General features: G+C 51.1%; 27 protein-coding genes. 1 reads left to right on the top strand and 26 read right to left on the bottom strand.

The genetic code is table 11. The features are described 5' to 3' along the window. Positions 1–2: 2 nt before the first annotated feature. Genes FFJ24_RS21610 through FFJ24_RS21550 form a run of 13 tightly spaced genes read right to left on the bottom strand, consistent with a single transcriptional unit; the run spans position 3 to position 10,178 of the window. The gene (locus tag FFJ24_RS21610) at positions 3–830 is read right to left on the bottom strand and encodes a DNA adenine methylase (RefSeq protein ID WP_138819223.1); all 828 of its coding nucleotides are present in this window, start codon (positions 828–830) and stop codon (positions 3–5) included. A gap of 18 nt (positions 831–848) precedes the next feature. Next, entirely contained in the window at positions 849–1,049 is a 201-nt protein-coding gene (locus FFJ24_RS21605; protein WP_138819222.1) for a hypothetical protein, read from the bottom strand. A 13-nt stretch (positions 1,050–1,062) separates the two neighbouring features. Further along, complete coding sequence (locus tag FFJ24_RS21600) at positions 1,063–1,911, bottom strand: hypothetical protein (RefSeq protein WP_138819221.1); 849 nt, start codon at positions 1,909–1,911, stop codon at positions 1,063–1,065. Between the two features lie 5 nt (positions 1,912–1,916). After that, positions 1,917–2,237, bottom strand: coding sequence for a hypothetical protein (locus tag FFJ24_RS21595; RefSeq protein ID WP_138819220.1), 321 nt, complete (start codon positions 2,235–2,237; stop codon positions 1,917–1,919). Next, on the bottom strand, positions 2,234–3,013 hold the full coding sequence (locus FFJ24_RS21590; protein ID WP_138819219.1) for a DUF4099 domain-containing protein: 780 nt from the start codon (positions 3,011–3,013) through the stop codon (positions 2,234–2,236). Before FFJ24_RS21590 ends, FFJ24_RS21595 begins: the two co-directional genes overlap by 4 nt. Positions 3,014–3,028: 15 nt before the next feature. After that, a complete protein-coding gene (locus tag FFJ24_RS21585) occupies positions 3,029–3,529 on the bottom strand; it encodes a M23 family metallopeptidase (protein WP_138819218.1) in 501 nt (166 codons plus the stop codon). Next, positions 3,510–3,941 (bottom strand): hypothetical protein, encoded by a 432-nt coding sequence (locus tag FFJ24_RS21580; protein ID WP_138819217.1) that lies wholly within the window; start codon positions 3,939–3,941, stop codon positions 3,510–3,512. Before FFJ24_RS21580 ends, FFJ24_RS21585 begins: the two co-directional genes overlap by 20 nt. Positions 3,942–3,965: 24 nt before the next feature. Continuing rightward, positions 3,966–5,993, bottom strand: a complete 2,028-nt coding sequence (locus FFJ24_RS21575) for a type IV secretory system conjugative DNA transfer family protein (protein ID WP_138819216.1) — start codon at positions 5,991–5,993, stop codon at positions 3,966–3,968. Between the two features lie 2 nt (positions 5,994–5,995). Further along, complete coding sequence (locus FFJ24_RS21570; protein WP_138819215.1) at positions 5,996–6,817, bottom strand: DUF4138 domain-containing protein; 822 nt, start codon at positions 6,815–6,817, stop codon at positions 5,996–5,998. A gap of 2 nt (positions 6,818–6,819) precedes the next feature. Beyond that, a complete protein-coding gene (locus FFJ24_RS21565) occupies positions 6,820–8,028 on the bottom strand; it encodes a conjugative transposon protein TraM (RefSeq protein WP_138819214.1) in 1,209 nt (402 codons plus the stop codon). 1 nt (position 8,029) lies between these two features. Next, positions 8,030–8,437, bottom strand: a complete 408-nt coding sequence (locus FFJ24_RS21560) for a hypothetical protein (protein WP_138819213.1) — start codon at positions 8,435–8,437, stop codon at positions 8,030–8,032. Continuing rightward, entirely contained in the window at positions 8,415–9,035 is a 621-nt protein-coding gene (traK, locus tag FFJ24_RS21555) for a conjugative transposon protein TraK (protein WP_186828569.1), read from the bottom strand. The genes FFJ24_RS21560 and traK overlap by 23 nt, the downstream gene beginning before the upstream one ends. A gap of 3 nt (positions 9,036–9,038) precedes the next feature. Then, the gene (locus FFJ24_RS21550; RefSeq protein ID WP_138819212.1) at positions 9,039–10,178 is read right to left on the bottom strand and encodes a plasmid transfer protein; all 1,140 of its coding nucleotides are present in this window, start codon (positions 10,176–10,178) and stop codon (positions 9,039–9,041) included. Positions 10,179–10,414: 236 nt separating this feature from the next. Between FFJ24_RS21550 and FFJ24_RS26825 the strand changes: the two genes are divergently transcribed. Continuing rightward, on the top strand, positions 10,415–10,501 hold the full coding sequence (locus FFJ24_RS26825; protein WP_371717078.1) for an AgrD family cyclic lactone autoinducer peptide: 87 nt from the start codon (positions 10,415–10,417) through the stop codon (positions 10,499–10,501). Between the two features lie 475 nt (positions 10,502–10,976). On the opposite strand, the gene FFJ24_RS21540 is transcribed toward FFJ24_RS26825, so the two are convergent. The 13 genes from FFJ24_RS21540 to FFJ24_RS21480 form a co-directional block, all read right to left on the bottom strand. Continuing rightward, positions 10,977–11,639, bottom strand: a complete 663-nt coding sequence (locus FFJ24_RS21540; protein ID WP_138819211.1) for a hypothetical protein — start codon at positions 11,637–11,639, stop codon at positions 10,977–10,979. Next, entirely contained in the window at positions 11,636–12,292 is a 657-nt protein-coding gene (locus tag FFJ24_RS21535; RefSeq protein WP_138819210.1) for a hypothetical protein, read from the bottom strand. The genes FFJ24_RS21540 and FFJ24_RS21535 overlap by 4 nt, the downstream gene beginning before the upstream one ends. Further along, complete coding sequence (locus FFJ24_RS21530; protein ID WP_138819209.1) at positions 12,289–12,951, bottom strand: hypothetical protein; 663 nt, start codon at positions 12,949–12,951, stop codon at positions 12,289–12,291. Before FFJ24_RS21530 ends, FFJ24_RS21535 begins: the two co-directional genes overlap by 4 nt. Before the next feature lie 5 nt (positions 12,952–12,956). Beyond that, positions 12,957–15,407, bottom strand: coding sequence for a TraG family conjugative transposon ATPase (locus FFJ24_RS21525; RefSeq protein WP_138819208.1), 2,451 nt, complete (start codon positions 15,405–15,407; stop codon positions 12,957–12,959). Further along, the gene (locus FFJ24_RS21520) at positions 15,379–15,687 is read right to left on the bottom strand and encodes a DUF4133 domain-containing protein (RefSeq protein ID WP_168202527.1); all 309 of its coding nucleotides are present in this window, start codon (positions 15,685–15,687) and stop codon (positions 15,379–15,381) included. Before FFJ24_RS21520 ends, FFJ24_RS21525 begins: the two co-directional genes overlap by 29 nt. Then, complete coding sequence (locus FFJ24_RS21515; protein ID WP_138819207.1) at positions 15,684–15,995, bottom strand: DUF4134 domain-containing protein; 312 nt, start codon at positions 15,993–15,995, stop codon at positions 15,684–15,686. Before FFJ24_RS21515 ends, FFJ24_RS21520 begins: the two co-directional genes overlap by 4 nt. 32 nt (positions 15,996–16,027) lie before the next feature. Further along, positions 16,028–16,330 carry a DUF4134 family protein gene (locus tag FFJ24_RS21510; protein WP_138819206.1) on the bottom strand — a complete coding sequence of 101 codons (303 nt, stop codon included), beginning with the start codon at positions 16,328–16,330 and terminating at the stop codon, positions 16,028–16,030. A 10-nt stretch (positions 16,331–16,340) separates the two neighbouring features. Continuing rightward, positions 16,341–16,679, bottom strand: a complete 339-nt coding sequence (locus FFJ24_RS21505) for a hypothetical protein (protein WP_138819205.1) — start codon at positions 16,677–16,679, stop codon at positions 16,341–16,343. Continuing rightward, positions 16,676–17,050 (bottom strand): hypothetical protein, encoded by a 375-nt coding sequence (locus FFJ24_RS21500; protein ID WP_138819204.1) that lies wholly within the window; start codon positions 17,048–17,050, stop codon positions 16,676–16,678. The genes FFJ24_RS21505 and FFJ24_RS21500 overlap by 4 nt, the downstream gene beginning before the upstream one ends. Then, positions 17,047–17,682: a ParA family protein gene (locus tag FFJ24_RS21495; RefSeq protein ID WP_138819203.1), complete on the bottom strand. Its 636-nt coding sequence runs from the start codon at positions 17,680–17,682 to the stop codon at positions 17,047–17,049. The genes FFJ24_RS21500 and FFJ24_RS21495 overlap by 4 nt, the downstream gene beginning before the upstream one ends. 65 nt (positions 17,683–17,747) lie before the next feature. Continuing rightward, the gene (locus tag FFJ24_RS21490; RefSeq protein ID WP_168202526.1) at positions 17,748–18,776 is read right to left on the bottom strand and encodes a DNA cytosine methyltransferase; all 1,029 of its coding nucleotides are present in this window, start codon (positions 18,774–18,776) and stop codon (positions 17,748–17,750) included. A gap of 90 nt (positions 18,777–18,866) precedes the next feature. Further along, a complete protein-coding gene (locus FFJ24_RS21485; RefSeq protein ID WP_138819201.1) occupies positions 18,867–19,817 on the bottom strand; it encodes a DUF5712 family protein in 951 nt (316 codons plus the stop codon). Between the two features lie 9 nt (positions 19,818–19,826). Next, positions 19,827–20,378 carry a BfmA/BtgA family mobilization protein gene (locus FFJ24_RS21480; RefSeq protein ID WP_138819200.1) on the bottom strand — a complete coding sequence of 184 codons (552 nt, stop codon included), beginning with the start codon at positions 20,376–20,378 and terminating at the stop codon, positions 19,827–19,829. Positions 20,379–20,698: the final 320 nt, after the last annotated feature.

The following is a 20,698-nucleotide window of genomic DNA, read 5'->3' as shown; positions in this document are numbered from 1 at the left end:
CCTTATGCTTCTGAGATTTCCTTTTCCAGTTCGAATGGATAGTTAGCCGTCAGCATCTCGGTCTTGCTCTTTGGCTTTCCCGATTTGGCATTCACAGAAACGGTCTGTTCAATCGACCAGTTGTACCAGCCATGCTCCTTGCTGTACTTTTCCAGCGATGGAGAGGGGTATGAGGACAGCAGGAATTTTCCCTTGATCTTCGAGAGCAGGAACAGCAGCGCCTCGAAGTCCTGCTGGGTATAGCCGTCATAATGCCCGCAGTTGGAATTGAAGTAAGGCGGGTCGCAGTAGAAAAAACTGTTATCGGTATCGCGGCTGGCGATGATGTACAGCGCATCGGCACATTCGATCTGGCAGTTCTGTAGCCTGATGGCCATTTCTTCCACGAAATTTTCTTTTTTGTTCTGAATCCTTTTGCTGGTCGTGTTGCTCTGCTTATCATAACCCCAGTTGCTGTCCAGTTGGGAACTGAAACTCTGGGAGGCACTGAGCCAGACGGCCCAGGCCCGCTTAATCTCACCGAACATATCGGGATTGTTGTAGATCACCGAGGCCTTTCGGTACAGATCGCGTGAGTGCAGGCTGATGCGGATCTCCTTTTCCAGCGAAACGAAATCTTCTTTAGCTACCCGGTAGAAGTTCATCAGTTCCCTGTTGGTATCGTTTATTACTTCAACCTTTGAGGGCGGCTTGGCGAAAAAGACGGCCGCACCACCGATAAAGGGCTCGCAGTAGAGCACATGTTCTGGGATGATCGATACGATCCTGGATGCGAGCTTCTGTTTTCCCCCATAGTAGCTGATGGGTGTTTTTAATTTGATCTTGCTCATAAAATGGATAAATAAAGTCTAGTGGATATCATCAATTGAGAATTCCACCTGCTCGCCTTCGATGATCAGCACCACTGGGCATTTAAGGCCTGGAGTGCCGATGGTGTGAACGACAAATACCTGTCCGTCAAGGTGGAAATAAGGCGAATTTGGCCGCAGGTCCAGCATAGCCGTACCTGAGCCCCGGAGCCTGTCGATTTTTTTGAATAATTTGTTCATTGGGAAATAGAATTTATCTGCCGCGGCTACGGGTGTGTTCAGTGTTCTGGTCCTGGGCCACTGCTTCAGGTGCTCCAACATTGGTCTGTCCAGAAGTGCTTTGCCCATGTTCACCGCTCAGTTCCACGCGCTGCGGAAACTCCTTCCCGGCAAAAATCCTGTCGCTTTTGATCGGGTTCATCTTATAGTCGTAGACGTCCAGGTTTTTCATCTGCGGATTGGCCGTTACCACTGCGAGCATGGTATCACCGTTTACCTCCATGGCCACCTTGGTGAACAGACCTTTTTTAAGGTTCTCCAAAAGTGTTGCCCTGTCATTTTCTTTTTGCCATACAATCGGATATTTGTTGACGGCCTGTTCGAGGTCAAAGCCATAGGAAGGGTGGATTTTCGAGACCGGGTGCCTGCCGTAACTGTCGATCACATCCAGGTTCAGCTTGAACCAGACATCGGTTTTCTCGGCTGGAGCTCCCTCGGTCTCGCCTCGTTTAAAGACTTCCTTTTGAAGCGATGCGCCAAGGAGGAGCTTATAGGCCTGGCTCGCGGTAATGCGATTATCCCTTTCAAGGTTAAATTCCTGATGGCGTTCAATACCGTTGTGGGTGTTGAGTACGGCAGTGTAGTCGTTCAGAAAATAGGTGTCGGAATCCTTTGCCCTGTTGAAGTCCAGGGTAAAGTGTACGGCGTCCTTTTTGCCAAGGTCTGGCTCCTGCCTTACCGAAGGCTCAAAAGCGGTAGATATACCAACGCTAAATTTGGGAATCTCCCTTCTGATGGCCGTTTCCAGTACATCGTTCAGCTTGGTACCAAAGCCCAGATAATCCAGGCTTTTTTTAAGATATTCTAAATTTGATTCGTTCATAAGATTTAAAAAAATGATAACTGGTTGCCGCGCTGCGGAGGCTCATAGCCATTCTCCCTGGCAAGGTGCTCGCCCAGCTCGATGAGAAATTCCTCGAGCGAGGAGTGGCTGCTGTACTTTAGCAGATCGGCATAGAAAAAATGGGACTGGTAGCCGGTGCGGGAAATCACGGGCGCTTCGCACCGGAATTCTGCATGGCAGACCAGCGGGCCCTTTGAGCTTTCCGTCTTTTCCTGGGGCCACCAGTAGCGGTAGTCCACCTTGACCTCAAAGCCAAAAACCTTGATGTCGAGCTGGACGTTCTGCTTGAAATGTTCGGGTATCATCGCTGGCGCAGCGGAAACTGCTGGTTTTGCGCAGAGCTGATTTCCCCGCTGGAGAATGCGGAATACCTGGGCGGGTCATTTTCCTCCATCGCCCTACGGAATGCCGGGGTATCTGGAAACAGTTGCGGCTGCCTGGTGAGCAGTATATTCTGTATACCGTGCATGTACACATGTTGGAAAGGACCCGGTTCCTGGAAGGTTAGGATCAGTTCGCTGCGGTTGGCGACAATGCCCAGTGGCACACTGGCCCGGTGTTGGAACTTGGTGCCGTCCCCAAGATCAACCAATTTGCCCCTTCTGAACTGGTAGTCCTGCGGCTCGGTCAAGGTGATACCGTTAACGGCAATGGGCGCAACTATCTGTGAGGGATCGTAGGCTATGAATGTCCTGGTCTGCGGATCATATTCGATGATTGCTTCAAAGTCCTGCTGGCCGTTCTTACCATAGACCTTATGGATATTGCTAACGGTTCCGTCCATCAGCGGATCGGCATCATAGCCCTGGAGCAGCGGGTGCTGCTGCGGACTTCTAAAGATCGGGTGAAGGGCAAGGGATAGTTTGCCGTCCTGATTTCTTTCCAGGGAAAGCTTGAGGTCAATCTTTTCCAGTTTCAGGCCGTTGGCCTCAAGGTTGCGCACGGTGATGAGCCCGGTTCTGCGCCCAAGCAATAGCGCGTTCAGATCTACCGCATCTAGTTGGATATGGTTTTCCGCTACCAGGCCAAGACGCTGAAATTCGGAAATGGGCAGCTGGTGCTGTTCAAATAAAGGTTTCATAATAAAGTTTTTAAGTCAATTGGGCATGTCAGTTAGCCCGGTTTCCTGTTGAAAGATTCCAAAAAGGAACCGCAGTGGATCCAGGTAATGAACTCCATATTTTACCGCAAAATGCAGGTGCTCGCCAGTGGTGCGCCCGGTGGCGCCGGTAATCCCCAATAGGCTTCCGGCCCGTACCAGGTTTCCCTTACCTGCGAGCACCATCCGCAAATGGCCGTAGACAGATTGGATGCCGCCATGATCAACGATCACAAAGTTTCCCAGAATGGGATGATAGCCAGCCGATGTAACTATGCCCTGCAATATAGACAGGACAGGCTCGCAGCGCGCGGATAGGTCTATCCCCTTGTGAAAATCGTTTTTTCCGGTTACCGGATGGATGCGAGCACCAAACGAACTGGTTGGTTTCAGGGAATTAAGTGGCAGTGAACAGGGCTGCTGGGCACCAGCCATCCAAAACTGAAGGGCAAAGGCGGCCACCAAAAGCAGTTTAAGTTTACCTGCCGATACTGGCATACTGGATCTGTTGCTGTGCCTGGGAGATATCTAGCGCCAGTTTGGATTCAAGGGAAACCGTGCTGGCCTGCATCATCTTTTCGCTGCTGAGCGCAATTTCCATGGCCTGAACCATATTCTTGTGGTCGGGCCTGTTATCCTGGATCATATTGACCACCAGCATCTGCTTAAAAACTTCCGGGCCAAGCTCCTTGTGCCCAAGCAACGCATCCTGATAGAGCTGGTTTTTTTCTTTCAGCACCAGCAGGGCGTCGGAAGAATAGTGCCCAAGTTCAGGGCTTCCAAATCCTACGCTGATGGTATCGTTCTTTAGATCGGTTGCGACCACCATACCTATCTGTCCCTGCCTTGAAACAGGGTCGGTGGTTAAATCGGGATGTACCGCTACAATGGTACCTGTTAGTTCCTCCATGATATTTTGATTAAGATTAATTGATTATGATTTCCCCTTCATCGAGGCCTTGAAGGGTGGCGGCGGGTTCTTTGCAATCATAAATACGCCCACCATGGCGTTAACTTCCGCCACAATTTTGAAATAGTTTTCGCGCAGGATTTCTTCCTTCTTCCCGCCAAAATCATAGTAGACCGGAAGGCTGGGATAGTTTGCCTTTTCTTTCTCAATGGCCTTTAGGTCCAGGTTTACCCTGCAGTTGATGGCCGAGGTCTCGAACTGCCCGTTATAGGCCGTTACCGCATCCGATGCCAGTACCCCGACCAGTTCGCCAGTTCTGAGCGAGGCGATCTTTCCGGCAGGGATCAGCGGCTCAAGCTTTTCGCTCAGGGACAGAGAGGTCTTGGTGCGGTCAATTGACAGGCTTTCGCTCTGCTGCTTAACCTTTCCGAACAGCCTTTCCAGCCACTCAAGGGTCTCCTTGTTGCGAACAGCGCCAGAGAGCACGTTGCCCACGACAGCGGTTATGGTACTTGCCGTCTCCTTACCGTACTGCTGCTGGAACTGCGGAATCTCCTGAAGGCCCATCAGCACGGCAACCTTGTTGCTCCTGGCCGTTGCGATCAGGTTTTCGATGCGGTGTACGAAGAGCGTCGGCAGCTCATCGATGACCAGCGCAGAAGGCAGGTTGCCTTTGGAGTTGATCAGCCTGGTCAGCCGGTTGAGCACCACCGAATAGCAGGCAGAGTTGATGTTCTGCGTGTTGGGATCGTTTGCCAGAACAAGGGTCGAAGGATTCTTCGGATCGCTGATCTTCAGGTTGAAATCGTCCCCGGAGAACACCCAGAAAGTCTCCTTTGTGGCAAGGCGTGAAATGAAGATTTTCAGGGTTCCCACCTGGCCCTCGAGCTGGTCAAAGGCCTTGGCCTTATAAGCCGAATAGAACGGCGAGAGCAGCGAGGTCAGCTCTTTATTGGTAAACAGTACCCCAAAGATCTCATCGTAGCCGCAGTTCAAAAAGGAAAGAACGTGGGCAAAGGTCGAATACCTGCCGCCATCGTGCTGTGCAAAAAAGTAGATGCAGGAGGCAAGGAAATTTACCGCACTCTGTGTAAAAAACTGGTCGTTGCCCCCCGACTTATCGCCCTTTTTCAGCGCCTCGACCAGCGCCTCGGCAGTTTCCGAAGCATCAGCCAGGGTACGGACATATTCCGGTCGCAGTACGTTCACCCGCCTGGACATTTCTACATGGGTGAGGTTGATGACATGGAAATCGTGCCCTTTGCACCTGCCGTTCTTTTTGGCTATCAGGAAGTGGTAATAGGCCACCTCGGCGAGGTCGAAGAACTTGAAATCGTATAGGCAGATACAGAATTCCTTGGCCAGAAGTTGGCGGATAAAAGGCATAACCACGCCAAAGGATTTTCCAGAACCTGGATTTCCGATCAGCAGGGTACCGCGAAAAACGTTCTCTATACAGATAAAGCCCCTGTGCACCTTTCCCCTGAAGTAAAAGAGCGACGGGATGTTCACGCTGCCCGGACCATCGCATGGCCGGGTCGCCTGCATGAAGCTTTCCCCTTCCACGTTCCATTTGTCCTTCCCCAGTCTGCTCTTGATCACCTTGGAGATATTGTCTAGTGAAAGGTGTACCAGCAGTGTGCCCAGAAACGCGAAAGAAACATAGCCGATATCATTCCACGTGGATAGCGGCAGAATTTCCCTGCCACCCAAACCCAGAAAATAAACACTCCCAAAAAGCGACAACAGCCCTACCAAAATCGGAAAAACAACCGCTTTTCTAATATCGATGTCCTTTTGTTTCCTGCTCAGTGTGCCAACGGAAGTCAGGCACAGCAGCAAAAGCAAAAAGCACCTGCTGAAAAAGGGATCCTGGTACATCGGCAGCCTCGCCAGACGGGACATAAACCTGGGAAACCCAACGCGCTGAGCTTGGGGAATACCGCCAATCTTATCGCCGTAGGCAAAAACCAGGATATCAAGGAAAAGGGAGAAGTAGACAAAAAACTGGAGAAAGCGGTGAAAGCGCTGCTGTTCTCTGGTTTCTTCCATAGCTAGAAGGTATCTGCCCTTAGAATATCTTTATAGGGAACATTGAGCACCAGGTTTCGCCCCGAAACCTGTTTTTCCTTTAGCGAGATGCTGAAAACCTTGTTCTCCGGAAAGGTGAGCTTTTTGAATACGTAGATATTGCGGAAATTCTTTTTGAAGCTTTCCCTGTCATAAAGCCTAAAAGCGGGTTCAATGGCCAGCGACTGGACATTGGTCGCCTTGGTGATTTTCTTATCGTCAATGCTAAAGCTGAGCGCATCAATGTCAAAGGGAAGATTGGTGCTATTGGAAAAACCAAGGTCTAAAAAGATGTAGTCGCCAGCGGTATAGACCTGCAGAAGCGAAGCGGAAATCCCGTATTTTTCTTCTTTTGCTACAGGCCTGAACCCACGGTTTTTAAGCAGCGACATCGCGTGAGACTTCATATCCGCCACTGGCATCCCTACAGCGGTAGCTATGGGCCTGCAATGAGAGGGCAAAATATCCACAATCGTAGGTTTCCCAGAGCTTTCCCAAATGGGAAGAAAATAGATCCTGTACTGGGCGATGAAGGTTTCTCCCACAATGGTCAGTATCCCTGCGTCGGCATTGTTGATGATCCTGGAGGCCGAGTCGCCGGAAATCTTTACCCTGAGGATATTCTTCAGCGGGAGATCGCCTTTTAGAGCGGAAGTGGAAATATCCGCATAGGAAATGGGTTCGGGAGAGATAAAGTGAAGCGTGGCGTTCCTGGACAGTCCGATAAGCGGCAAGGTGTCATTACCTTGCGCAAATGAGGCCAGATAAAAAAAGCTGGATAATAATACCAGAAGAAATTTTTTCATTGCTATTTGTATTGGTTCTGTTTGTTTTTGAGTTCATTGGGGTCAATGAGATAGACCAGGGTATTGAATTTGAGCTTCGCCTTGTTTGAGCGGATCAGTTTGCTCACCGCAGTGGTGGTAGACTGGAACATTTTGCCAAGTACGCCCATTACCAGCTGGTTGTTGTTTTCCGACTGCTCCAGGCTGATCCCCGAGATCGAAGAGCCGCCAAGGTCGCGCGTAAATTCCCTGAAGGCAGATGCAGGAACATAGATGCCCGGCAGCCCGTCGTTGTCGTAGATGTCCAGTTTCACCGGAAGTATTTCACCGCCAGAAAATACACTGTTAATGGAAAGCAGCACCCGCTGGCCGGAGAAGCCCGAAATCACCGCATATATAAAAGTGCCCTTTTCCACCAGTCTTTTACCGATGAGCATATCGTCCAGTAGCCTGATGCGCAGGCGGGAACTGGTATAGCCCGTGATATCCTGATCCATCACAGCCGATAATGGTGTTGCTGCCTTACCCGGCATTACAGTATTGAAATCTTCGCCCGTTTCATCTGCCTTTCTGGCTGGCAATGGATTTACTGCGGGCGTTGCCATGCGGAGACCTGCCAGCCTTTCTTTTTCCCTGGCCGCTTTGACATCTGGATCATTGGCCTTTCCCATGCTATCAACCAGCGCCATCTGCTGGCGAAAAAGCTGCATAGGATCCGCCCCAATAGGCTTTGGTAAATCCAGTTCCCTCCTGGCAACCGGGGGAGATTTTAGTTTGGAAAGCGCCAATGCCAGTGCCTTGTCCTGGTCAAGCTTAGAATATCCAGGGCCCAAAGAAGAGCTTAAACGCTTGCTACCAGAACCGGAGTTACCTGAAAAGGGTGAAAACTTTCTTTTCATCGCCCCATCGATGGAATCCAGCATCCGTTTTTCTTTGTCATTGTACAGGCTGCCAGGGGTAGTGACCGTCAGGTCTTCTTCGGCAATGCCGCCAACTGCGGTGTAGCCATCCCCTTTTTTGAACTTGTCCCGAAAGGCATCGAGCTTATCGCTGAGGCCCTGGTGCTCTACCTTTTCGGATACCCTAGCGATCTGGGTTTGCAGGGAATCCCCGCCCGCCGTCTTTACCGTTTCCTTGCCCGGGCCCGATTTATAGGCGTAAAAAAGCAGGCAGACGAAGGGAAGCAGCACCAGCGGCAGCACGTACCTTGGTTTTTTGAAATCTATTTGCATATCATTTTTTGCTATTGGTGAGTTGTTTAATCTCGGCCAGCATCGCTATAAACCGGGCACTGTCCGCACTGGAAAGCTGCTGCTTTTTGGCGAGCAGTTCCAGTTCCGCCTGCAGGGCCATCACCCGCTGGAGTTTATCGATGGTCAGGCTGATATTGCCGGATGCGCCCGAAGCAGTGGTTACCGGTAACACACGTTTTGAATGGTCCGGCTTTTCCAATCTCATGATGCTAAAGCAGAGCACCAGCGAGCCGCACATCAATAGCACCATCAGCGAGTAGAGCTTTTTTGGATGGCGCTGGCAGAAGAGCCTAAACCTAAAGCCAAATGCAGGCAGCCTGGAACCGAAAGCTTCGGCCAGCGAAGCACCAAGGCTGGCGCCAGATCTAGAATGAATTTTTCTGAACATTTTCTTTGTCTTTGTTTTCAAGAGTTTTCCAGCGGGTGATCAGCACCGCATGGGGATTGTTTTCCGAGCGTTGTTCCAAATCCTGCAGGTAGCCTTCGGTCACCAGAGAACGGGTGACCACCGAGCTTCTGCGGTCTATTTTCTGGGTACCGTAGTAGCGGAAATATTTCCTGCGCTCGTCCAGAAGAATCGAGTCCGTACGGATGGTCAGCACCGCCGAAGAAGAAAGTATCGAGCTGAAAAAGTTGCGCTCTTTCAGGTTGGCGTATTGCATCGCCCCGCTTTCGTCCACCAGGTACATGGCCTGCTTCATTTGGTATTCGATGAACTTTTCATCGGGGGTGAGCGAAAAGAACAGTGAATGGAAACGGGCGATATCAGCCTTATATTCCGCAGAACGGTTCACCTGGATGTCGGTCTGTTTGGCCAGCACCGGGATCTGCCCGTCGGATAGGATGTAAATGCTCTTTCTTGCTTCGCTGACCTGCCGAAAGGCAAAGAAGGAAACGCAGGCGCATATGGCAAACGACAAAACGAAGCTGGCGAAGGAGAGAAAAGTGGCCAAGCGGATCTTGGATTCTATATTTTTTATGATCATCGCTTATCCTCCCCCCATTGCGCCAGCGGCCATTCTTCCCATTGTCGATGCGCCCCTTCCCATAGAGCTTGCGGCCGAGCTGATACCGGAGGTTGAAACTATCCAGGTTGAAATGCTCGGAACGGTCAGCATCGTAAGGGCGCCGATAATGAATGTACCGACCACAATCCCGAAAGAGAGCAGCCCGTTGCCCGCAAAGACGCTGAGCTTTTCCATGTCCGCGCCCGTGGTGCCGACCAGTTCCTGATAGCGGCTGATCTCCGCTTCCATGGCGTAATGCTGGAAGAGAGATGCAACGTACATGACCAGATAGGCGATGCCGGAATACAGGTTAACAGAGATAAAGCGGGCAATCCAGGTAGTAAAGGAATCCCTGAATGCGGGCAGGATACTTACCGCCACCGAAAACGGCCCGAGAATGATCAGTATCGTAGAGAAGATGATCTGGATAATAAATATTACATAAACCGCTATCCTTAGGATCCAGATTGCAAGGGTTTCTACCAGCGAGGTGGCCAGTAGCTGAAGGCCTACCTGAAGACGGTTGCGCATCTCTACAATCGGGTTCCAGACGTCGGCAAAGCTTTCCTTTACCGAGGACTTTACAGATTCCCATGCGTTTTCATACCAGGTGTCCGCCTCCTGTTTGGCCGTTTCGGTCTGCGCCTGAACGGTCAGAAGCTGATCGGCGAGTTCCACCATCAGTTTCGCCCTTTGGATGCGAAGGTCATTGACCACCGTCTGGCTGCCGTCGAACATGGCCTCGGTCTTTGCGGCTACAAGGTCGGTCGGATAGGCAACCACCCTGGTAAAGGTCGGCCACCATAGGATCACCATTACAAGCGCAAAAGGCCGGAGCAGCGGCATGATCTCCAGTTTCTTGTCGCCGGAGATCATCTCATAGCTTTTGATCGCAAAAAAGATGAGCATAAAAATCGCGCAGAGCGCCTGCGCATCGGCGATAAAGGCATCGTAGTGCGTCCAGATGGTATTTTTCATTTCCTTCAGGAAATGCATCGTACCTTCCTCATAGACCCCGTTCCCCTGCAAAAAATTGAAAGTGTCCCGAAAGGAATCGGGAACCGAAACGGGAGCTGACTGCACAAAAAAGCCGGCAGTGCCGGCAAATAGCTTATCTAGCATAACAGTATAAATTTTAAAGTTTTGATGCCTTCAGGATATCATCGGCAATCTGCTTATCGGTCTTTTTACCGGCAGGGACCGAAAGCGGCGAAGACTTTTTCTTAACCGCCTCATTCTTATCGCGCAGAGAGAGGTAGAGCTTCGCCTTCTGTTTTTTGTCCTCCCATGTGGCGCAGAGTTTCCGGTATTCATCCAGCATGCGGTGATAGGCCAGGATCCTGGAGCCCCTGTCCATAGTGGTGCTGCGTGCCGCCTGTAGCCTTTCCAGCAGCGCATGCGATTCTTCTACGTACCAGCCGAAAGCGCCCGAGGAAACCAGGTAATCCCTTTCTTTTTGACTGAGGCCAGAAAGGATCTGCGAATCCTGCAGGGACATCAGCGGCTCGAATTCCCTGCTGTAAAAAAGCATCCATAGCGGATCCACCGAAGAAACCGTCCCTGAATAATTTACCATTTCGGTCGTTGCAAGCTGGCGCAGGGTATCGGCCTGGAGTTTATAGGCATTGTCGGTTGACTGCATCGCGGCAACAAGGGCCAGTCGCTGAGTCTGCGGCCCGGCCGGGCCTAGCGGGCGAAGGTCGGTCTTTGGATAATTGGGATGAAGCGCCCAGGTGATCCAGTATTCGGGATTCAGGTAGAGAAATCCAGGCGTCGGTGTAAACAGGTCCCGGTCCCATTGTTTGAACACCATGCGTTCCTGCTGGTGGGTAATGTGCTTGTCGCGGATCTTCTTTTGGGAAAATGCCGAAACCGATAAGGGCAGAAGGGCCAATAACAAGATTAATTTGTTCATAAAAGCTAATTTTTTAAAAGGTTGTATTTTCTGATGAGCTCATCTACCATCCATTTGTCCTGGTTCATATAGAAGCGGAAGGGGTTGGCCGTTTTCAATATGCCGTTAACCCTGGCCCAGTACATCGACTTTTTCATGCTGAAGACCAGTGCCCGCATGACGCGGAGCTCCAGGGCTATTTTCTTCAGCAGCCCGTCGCGCTTATCAAAGTCCATCAGCACGTTTTCCCCTTCTTTTAATACAAAGGAAGAAACCTCGGTGGCCAGCCTTACGCCGCGGTCCTTGAGCTGCCTGCCGACATCTTCGGCAAATAGCAAAAGCGCTGGATCTCCCCTTGCCATTTCTACCATCTCGGCACTTTCAGAATAGATTTCATTGCAGATCTCCCCGATCTGCCGAACGGCCAGGGCATGGCGCAGCGCGCCGTCTACCTGCGAAAGAGAGGTCAGGATCATATTCTGCACCAAAACCACAGAGGACAGGTTGACGTTAATGTCGTTCAGCCGGTTATTAATGATGTTCAGATAGCTATTGTGCGTGTTCTCGGCGGCCAGTCTTACCGCCCCGTTTTCGTTTACGATATTGAAATGGTTCCGGTCGAAGACCACCCTTTGGGCAAGGCACGAAAACCCAGCTGAAAACACGAGGAACAGTATTGTCTTTTTCATTGGCCCAGTTGTTTTGCGTGATCGATAATTTTGTCAATAATGGCCCTGTCCTGGTTGATGAAGCCCGAAAAGGGGTTTAGCGCGTCAGTCGCCTTTTTCTTTGTAGCATAGCTGAGCGCCGCTGCAAGGCTCCGCGAGGCTCCTGCAATGGCGCGTAGTTCGGTAAGGACAAAGGAGAACAGCATCTTTCGGTCGGCCGGCTTCATCTGGTTGAGATCGCCCGCAACAAGGGCCAGCCCGTACAAATAGTTCAGTAGTTTATAGGCACGGTCGCCCAGGTCCGCTTCTGCTTCAATCGCCAAGGGAATAAAAAGGGGCTGGGAACTGCAGATGTCAAAGATGATCCCCTGCTGGGTGATGATGTCCGAGACAAGCGGGTAGGCTTCGATCCCGATCTGCGCGGCGGATATGGCCACTCCTAGGGTCTTGAACCTGCTTTGGATATCCCTATACTTTTCCTTTAGCCTTGTGAGCGAGGTTTTGTTCACCGCTTCGTTGCCCGTTGTCAAAGTCTGGTTGTTCCTTGCCTCCGCCTGCCTTTCGTGTTCGGATTTGCTTTCCGCCACCAGCTGGTGCAAGAGCTCAACGTTCAGCTGCGCCGAAGCGGAAGCCCAGAACGCTACAAATCCGATTATCAAACACAGACGCCTCATGGCTTTAGCATCTTCATGTTTCGGATAATGTCGTCGGCAATGCGCTTATCGATATTGATGAACCCGGCATAGGGGTTCAGCGAATTCCAGAACCCGCGCTGCTGGGCCCAATACATGCAGCGGTACATCCCGTAAGCTACTCCGCGCAAAATGGTCAGTTCGGTTACGATACGGTTCAATAGTTTCGCTCGTTCCCCTGAGTCCATCAGCGCGTCCTTTCCCTCTTTTAAAACAAAGGAGCTCACGTCAACGGCAAGGCTGGTGGCCCTGGACTTGAATTCCCGTGCGCCGCCTTCGGCAAACAGCAATAGCGCGGGGTTCTGCTGGGCGATGCTAATGGCCTTGTTCACGTCAAGGACAATATCTTCGGAGATTTCATAGATATCCTGTACGGCAAGCAGCGAGCGCATGATGCCAGATACTTCCGAAAGGCCGCGATAGATGGTGGCCTGCAGGTCATTTACGATCACCAGCTGCCCGGTTACCGCCAGTTGCCCCCGCTGGATGAGCGTCAGGTTGTCGTTGGTCCTGTTCAGCTGCCCGTTGATTACCGATGAATGCACCGCCATGGCGCCCGCGGTCGTGGGATCCACATAGATCTGGGCGTGGCAGATGCCCTGCGCTAGTATAAGCGCCAAAATTAAAATCAGTCTGTACATAGGTCTTATTGGTTAATAGAATTGGAATTTATCTTGGCAACAAATGCAGCCAAACTAAGCCCGGAGGCATTAAGGTCATCTACCATGGCAGAAATCGCATCGAAATAATTGCCGAGCCTGGCTACATAGCTTTCCAGCGCATTCTTTTCCGGTTTTTCGGTGGTAAAGGCCAGATGGTGGTACATCGAAACCTCAACACCGTAGACCTCGCCAACCGTTCCCCTTCGAATATAGAACTCGTTGAAACGCGCCCTGCCTTCCTTGTTGTCAAGGCGGTTGATGGTGAGGATTTTGCGAAGTTCGATGTCATTTATCGAGAGCAGTTCTACAACTTTGCGAAGGTCAGCCTCTTTCTGCTGCAAAAGGATCACCGTATCGGAGTTGTTGATGATGCTGTCCTTGATGATCGGGTTTCCCATAATGTCGCCCACTTCCTGGGTGACTTCGATGATCTCTCCCCAGAACTTCCTGACCGTTTTGTTCAGGTACAAAAGAAAATGGCTCATCAGGGGCGAAGAGATCGCTCGCCAGGCCTCTTCCAGGATCAGCGCCTTACGGCGGCTAGTACGGTGGCGCATCTTCTGGATGAAAAGGTCCATAATGATGAGCGTCACGATGGGAAAAAGCACCTTGTTCTCCTGAACCGCGTCGATCTCATAGACTATAAAGGGTTCGCTGAACAGCGACTGGTCGGCGGCTTCGTTCAAAATGGTAGCGAACTCTCCGCCCTTGTAAAACTTTTTAAGCACAAAACGAAACTCTTCGAGATCAAAGGGAATCTGTTCCTGCTGCTTGATATCCGGAATCTTTCTTAAAGCGAATTCATAGAACGAATTGAAATCCAGTTTTTCTACCGTTGGCAGCGGAAGGCCAAAGTAATCCCCGTAATAGGCGGAAATTACCTGGGCGATCACGTCACGTTCGATCGCGCTCACGCTGCCATCGGCGCCCTTCCATAACAGGCAGATCAGTGTAATCAAAAAATCCTTTTTTTCGATATTGTATTCTGATTCCTCTATCGCAAAAGGGTTCATCGTGATCGGCTTTTCCTCGGAATAGGTGATGTATTTCCCGCCATATGTGCCGCATAGCCCGGAGTAGGAATGGCCAACATCAACGATCACCACGTCCATGTTATAGCCGAGGTACTGTTGAACAATATTATTGACGCAATACGACTTTCCAGTACCTGAGCCGCCCAAAATAAAACGGTTTCTGTTTTTGATGCGTCCAGTCTGCATCGGCAGGTCCGAGATATCAATCGCTACAGGGGTACCCTGGCGGTCGGTGAAGTACAGCAGAAAATCCGAAGGGTCGTCGGTGATCAGCGACTCCTTGAAAAAAAAGCAAAGGGCGGCATCGGCAGTAGTCAAGAACCAGTCGTATTTTTTAAGCTCGATGCCGTTCCCCGGCAAAGCGCACCTGAAAAGCTCAAGCTGGTTATAGCAGTTGCGCGAAGGGATGATGCCCTGCTGGAATAGCGAGGCTTCGATAAAGTTTACCGATTTCGATATCTTTTCCCTATCGGCACAGACAACGATCGAATAGTGGGCGTTCACTAGCAGCTGGTTATCCCTTGCCACATCGGAAAGCAGCCGGTCTATATCCTCCACGCAGAGCAGGTTCGCTGGATCGGGTATGCCCGAATGCCGCTTGCGCTTCAGTTGCAGTTTCTGAAGCGTTGTCCCCTGCGCCGGGATTTCGATCAGCTGGTTGTAGATAATGGAGCGGTAGCCCGGCACTTGAAACAAAAAGCTCAGGTTATCGGCCGGGAAATCCTTCAGGCCCTTGATGTCCTGCCGAAAGTTAAAGGGACTTACCTTTTCGGGCAGGTCGATGGTATCGGTATTGATCAGGCTGATGCAGCGCACAGTTGCAGATCCGATCTGAAGTTCCTCGTCCCCCGAGCGAAGGTTATCCAGGGCAAGATTTGAAGCAGTGAACTCCATACCAAGGATCCTGGTCACATAGTGGTTGATCTCCGTCCTATCCAGATAGCGCGGACGCAATCCCGCCCCTAAGAACAGGTCAAAGAGCTTGCCGATGCTCTGGGAGAAATCCGCGAGCACCTTTTTGTCATAGGTATAAAAGGCCTTTCGCTTAACCTGCCGGGTTACGATAAGATAGGTAGATAGCTGGGTGTATTCCCGCCCCAGAAAATGCTCGTGGTACTTCTGCTGCAGAAAACCTTTTTCCGTTCTTCCCTTGTAGCGCTTCCTTGCCAGCACATCCTGCTTTTGGATGATGTGGCCTTCGCCGAGGATCTTGATCGCGTTGAGCAGGATGCTCTGAAATCCGGCATAGCTCTCCCCGTCCGCGCAGTACTGTAGCACCGGATTATGCAGGGATAGGATGACCGAGAAATCCCCGCCCAGGCCGTAAAGCAGCGAAAGTTCGCCATACTGGTCTATGCCGGCGTAGGGCATTTCAAATGCCGTTTTCTTTTCTTTCTGCATGGGATAGCTTTAGTCTAGTGGGATGAATGAAAATTCCGCGGCTGCGGGTCTTGTCATGGAGGCCGTTCTTCTGTTTTTGGAAAGTGTAGAAAAGACCGCCCGCTACCGAGGCAATGGTCACAAAGCCGCCGACGTACATGCCAAAAAGTGCACCTGACAGCCCGCCCAAAACCAGCGCTGCGGCAAGCGAGCCAATGCCGTAATAGATGAACTTTCCCTTGAAGCCCCGGTATACAAGGGGCCGCTCGAGCCCCTTGTAAATGGAATACTGCTGGATCACACCCCGAAAAACGCCTTGATGAATACCGAGACCAGTACCAGGAAAAGGCAGGAACCGCCCCAGCCCATGATATCCTTGTTGATGTCCTGGTCGCCGGAGTTCCATTTGATGTATACGCGCACCCCGCCGATGATGCCCACCACCGCGCCAATGGCCAGCGTAAGGGTAGAAATGGGATCCACGTAACTGGTCAGCGAAGAGGTAGCGGCATTGATACCGGTGGTACCGCCAGCGGTCTGTGCAAAAGAATGCCCCGCCAAAACCATGGCGAGGCTAATAGAAAACAGTTTTTTCTGTTTTGCTGTCATAAAGAAATAGGATTAAAATTTGAAGAAAATGGTCAGAGGCCGAACAGCCCCCGGAGGAATGCGCCCGTGAGCGAAAGGAAAAGGCAGGAAAAGAACCAGCCCATCACCTGGGCATCGATGTGGCGGGATCCGGATTGCCAGTTGGTGTAGACGCGAAGTCCGCCCAGGATGCCGGCGATCGCGCCAAGCACAAGTACAAGGTCGGAAAGGGCAAAATACCAGTGGCGGACCTCTGAGGAGGCCTGATAAAAATCCGAGATACCGGGCTGGGCATGGCCTATCATGGGAAGCGATAGTGTAAGCCCTAAAAGGATAAGTGGTTTGCAGCGGTGCATACATCTGGCATTAATAGGAAATGGCCCTGGTATATTCGATCAGGTCATCCTTTGCCAGCTCAAATAGCTTCTTGAGGCTCACCGTTCCGGTTGAGGCCAGGCTGCCCGCAAAATCGGACGGCACCGTTTGCGCAGAGGAAGATACCGGGCCAGTCAAAGCGGGGCTTTCGACCTGCTGTTTAGCAGGAATGATCAGCTCCGGCTCATCTTCGGTGAAGTGCAGCACGCTGTCATCTTCAGTGGCCAAGGTCGGCCGCTGCCCGGAGTTCAGCAGGTCGAATACCAGGTTAAGCCCGTAATAGGCAAAATAGATCCCAATGAGGATCATCATAAATTCAGTCCAAGTCATAGCTGGTTTTTTTTAAGAAGTTCTTTTACGTGGGAATGCAGCCAGGGGTGCTGCTGCAGGAATTTGGAGAAGGCAAAGACGATGACCTTGGTCATGTCGATGTCTCGGGTAAATTTCAGCTGCTTTAGCAGCTTCATGCTCTCGGGGTCCAGCCTGATCATGATCTTTTGGGTACCCACCATGCGAAAGGCCGATAGCTCATCGAACAGCCGGTGGACCTCCGCCCGGTCGGACTTGTCGCAAGGGGATTTATTTGGCAAAACCCTCGAAGGCTTTTTCGGGATTTCGGGCGGATCAGGTACAGGCGGAGAGCCGCTTTCGGCCCTGATCTTTTCCCGGAGCTCATCTGCAATCGATCTGATCTTGCTCACCCTGGTCCACCTTTCATGATATGGGTTTCAAAGATCAGGTCAAGTACCGGGATTACAACCGGAAGCAGCGTTATGGGAATGGTCGAAGTGCTCAGACGCTGAAAGTCCACGCGGTCGGAGATGGCTGGAGTTATGCTGCCAAATTTTCCCAGGGCCGCATCAGCTTCCAGTTTGGTCTCATACTTCACCGTTGTCTTGATGCGGTTGGGAATGAACAGCATTCCGGCGTTCAGGTTCAGCCTTGAGCAGACCATCGCAAACAAAAGCGTTGAATCCACCGAAAACTCGTCATAGTTGAACGGGCATAGGATCAGATCGGCCGAGAGGATCACAGGGATCAGCCCGTCGTCGTCCATCTTTCCCGGTAGATCGATGATGATCAGTTCCCCCGGTTTTGCCTTTAATGTGCTGAAGATGGCAGGGTATAGTTTCAGGTCACAGGGAACCACTTCGTACAGCGGCTCTCCCTGGGGCAGTTTCGCCTTTTCCGCCTTGGCCGAGATGGAGGCCTGATAGTCCATGTCCAGAACGGTGACCTTTTTCTTCCGCACAAGGGAAAGGTAGTTGGCAAGTAGCAGCGTGAGGGTACTCTTGCCCGCTCCGCCCTTTTGGTTGCCAAGTAGAATGACCATAGGATACTAGATTAAGAGATAAACGGATCAGAAAATCAAAGGAGGAGAACATAGAGATCAGCACATCAGCCGGTCTCGATGGAATTGATCGTCCTAAAGATGTCAAGGGCCACCTGTGGGACAATGGCATTTCCGTATGCCCTTATGCTTTCTTCCCGCCATTTTGAAAAGGTAATTCCGTCCAGTCTACCGGAAAGCCCATCATCTCCGCTACAAAACGCGGATTGAGTGGGCCAGTTTTCCCAGTCCGGAATTTTGGATCCCCCGGCCCAGGAAGTGCCCGCATCACCCGCTCCTGGAAAGAAGCCGGCAACCCTTCCCTGTTCCTCCGACCAGGTTTCAATGAACCCGTTATCGTAAGGTAGACCAGAAAATCCGTCAGCGAAATCTGCCCGCCATTTCCTTTTTTGTTCCGGCGCGTTTTCAGCGGCCTTCCCGCCCTGGCGGTCGCAATGGTCGCCTTTAGAGAGGTGATCTCCGTCGCCGTCGGCGTGGGCAACAAACCAGACCCGGTTTCTCGCGTGCGGGGCACCAACAGCAGCAGCCGGTACACACAGAATGACTGGTGTGCCGTCCTTGAGCTGCGGAAGTAGGTATCCTGCTGAACGGATTTCTGAGATGATACTGGCGATGACCCTTCGCTGCAGGCGGATGATGGTACGGCTTGGTACCTGGTGGTAATCTTCACAAAAAAGCTCGACCTCTTTGATTTCCACTTTAGATAGACTGCCGGGCTCGAGAATGCTGAACAGGCCAGATACGTTTTCAAGAACGATCCACTTGGGCCGTGCCTCTTTAATAATTCTGACAGTCTGCGGGAAGAGATAGCGGTCATCCTGCGTGCCCTTTCTCCGCCCGGACTGGCTGAAGGGCTGGCAGGGAAACCCCCCTGAGATGATGTCGATGCGCCCGAGATACTGAGCTGCGCTGAATTGGAAGATGTCGTCATAATGGGCGGAGTTAGGCCAGTAGTATTGAAGTAATTGTCTGCAGAATGGATGTTTCTCACAGGAGAACACATTCTGCCAGCCCACCCAGTTGGCGGCGATGTCAAAGCCGCCTATCCCTGAGAACAGGCTTCCATGTTTTAGCATAGGCATTGGGTTTAAGATTAAAGGATATTGGAAAAGATTGGAAATCAAAGCAGCAGCAAACTAAAGTGGTTGCAACCCGCCCGATGGACTTTACCTGGTGTTTGTCCTAGCTTTTCTTTTGCGGTGGCGGTTGCGGCCCAGGATCGCTTCATCGTCAATATCGTCGCTGATGTCGATGGAAAATTCATCTAATAGGGGTATAAATTCGGCGGCTTCCAGATCGGCAGTTTCCAAAAGTTGATCCGGAGAAAGGGTTTCCTGGTGGGTATTTGAGCTGGTATTCTCAGTTGACAACACTTCAATATCAAAATTCCGCGCGGCAAGTGCCGCCCGCTCCTCAAGGCTTCCGTTTTTTTGCACATTGGCAAAGGCCAGGGAATCACCAAGCTGCCGGTCAAAGCCAAAGAAATCGTCAAAGACCGTTTCACCGCTCTGCTTAAAGGCCAGCCTGTCAAACTGCCCCATTTTTTTGGAGTGCTCGAAATTCCTTCCGCGTGAGGTATTCTGCGGAGAAAGCTTGATCCTATTGGTAGCGTCTTTTCTGCTGACAATTACCTGGATATGCAAGTGCTCGCCATCCTTCCGTTCCCCGCGTTTTTTCTCGCCCTTTTTGACCTCTGGGTCGGAAAACGAGTAATACCTGAAATCTTCCAGCTTGCCAAACCACATTAAATTCCTCTCGTCCCAAATCCCATAGCGCCTAAAGTTCCTGGCGTACTCGTCCATCACAAGGGAAGTGAATTTTTTGAGCTCATCTCGCCGGCCCTCCCTTCCGAATTTTTCCAGAAGAAATGCCAGTTCCTTTTTGCTCGGAGAGATATTGATCAGGAAAAACTTCGGATCATTCTTACCGAGCTTGGCCACGTTGCCATCGATCCGGCTCATCACCTCGTAAGGGGAAATATCGTCCCTGATCGCATTGAACCAAAACTCCGTGGTTTTCCGTTTTGGGATCCTGTTCTCTTTTTCAAGGTAATCGACCAGCGCTGCGCTGGAGCCTTTGTTCTCGGCTTCTTTTTTATCGGTAATATTGATGAACATAGAATAGTATTAGAGCATGCGTATCTGGTCTTTGATCTTCGTGGCCAGTTGCTGTTTTTCTGCCGCTGTTGCTTTTGGGCCGAGCGATTCCCTTCCCCTGATATATTCCTCCAGCAGAAAAAGGAACTGCGCCTTTAGCACATCGGCATCCTTTGATTTTTTAAGCAGCTGGCCAAGCGATTTTTCCATTTCCGCGATGGCAGTGGTTTGGGTTTTCTGCCCAGAGAGAACCGACACATTCTGCTTTAGGACCGCCGAGTTCAGACGTTCGATGATATCACGCTGGGATCTGGATACCCTATCTACCTCAGCCTTGATCGGGAGCAGCAGCATATTTTCCTGCGCCCGGATAAAGCTGATGTACTGCTGATGGTTTTTGACGAGCGAATTCTTTAACAGGTCGTCGCTCAGGTCGGTCGGATCTTTTTTGCACTTATAGAAATAGTCTACCATTTGGACAAACAGCAGACGCTTGGTGCGGCCAAGTTTCCGGGCAACCTTTTCGAACTTCTCATCGACCGCAACCGAAAACCGCACAGACCGGATATTGATGTCCTTCATCCCAAAGTATTAATTAAAACCACGATATAATAGCCCAGGATACCGCAAAGTTTCCCGTTTTCGGCCCGCTTTCGCGCGGCAGCGCTAACAAGTATCCCCGGAGGATACTTGAAACCCCCACGGCAACGCCGTGGGCAAGCAAAGTAGGGCTCTGCCCAACTTCGGCTTGCTGCATTAGAAAAAAATGCACCTTTTCGCATAGAGCAGATTCCCCTCAGGACGAGCCAGAAAAAACGCCAGAAAACAATTGGCTTAAACGCCAAATAGAACCTATTTTACCGTATCAGTAATGACCAGCAGGAACTTGAAACCTGAGCAAT

Source organism: Pedobacter sp. KBS0701, assembly GCF_005938645.2.
In the GTDB taxonomy this organism is placed as follows: domain Bacteria; phylum Bacteroidota; class Bacteroidia; order Sphingobacteriales; family Sphingobacteriaceae; genus Pedobacter.
The sequence above is the reverse complement of the archived record's forward strand: the minus strand, read 5'-3'. Positions and strand labels throughout refer to the sequence as shown.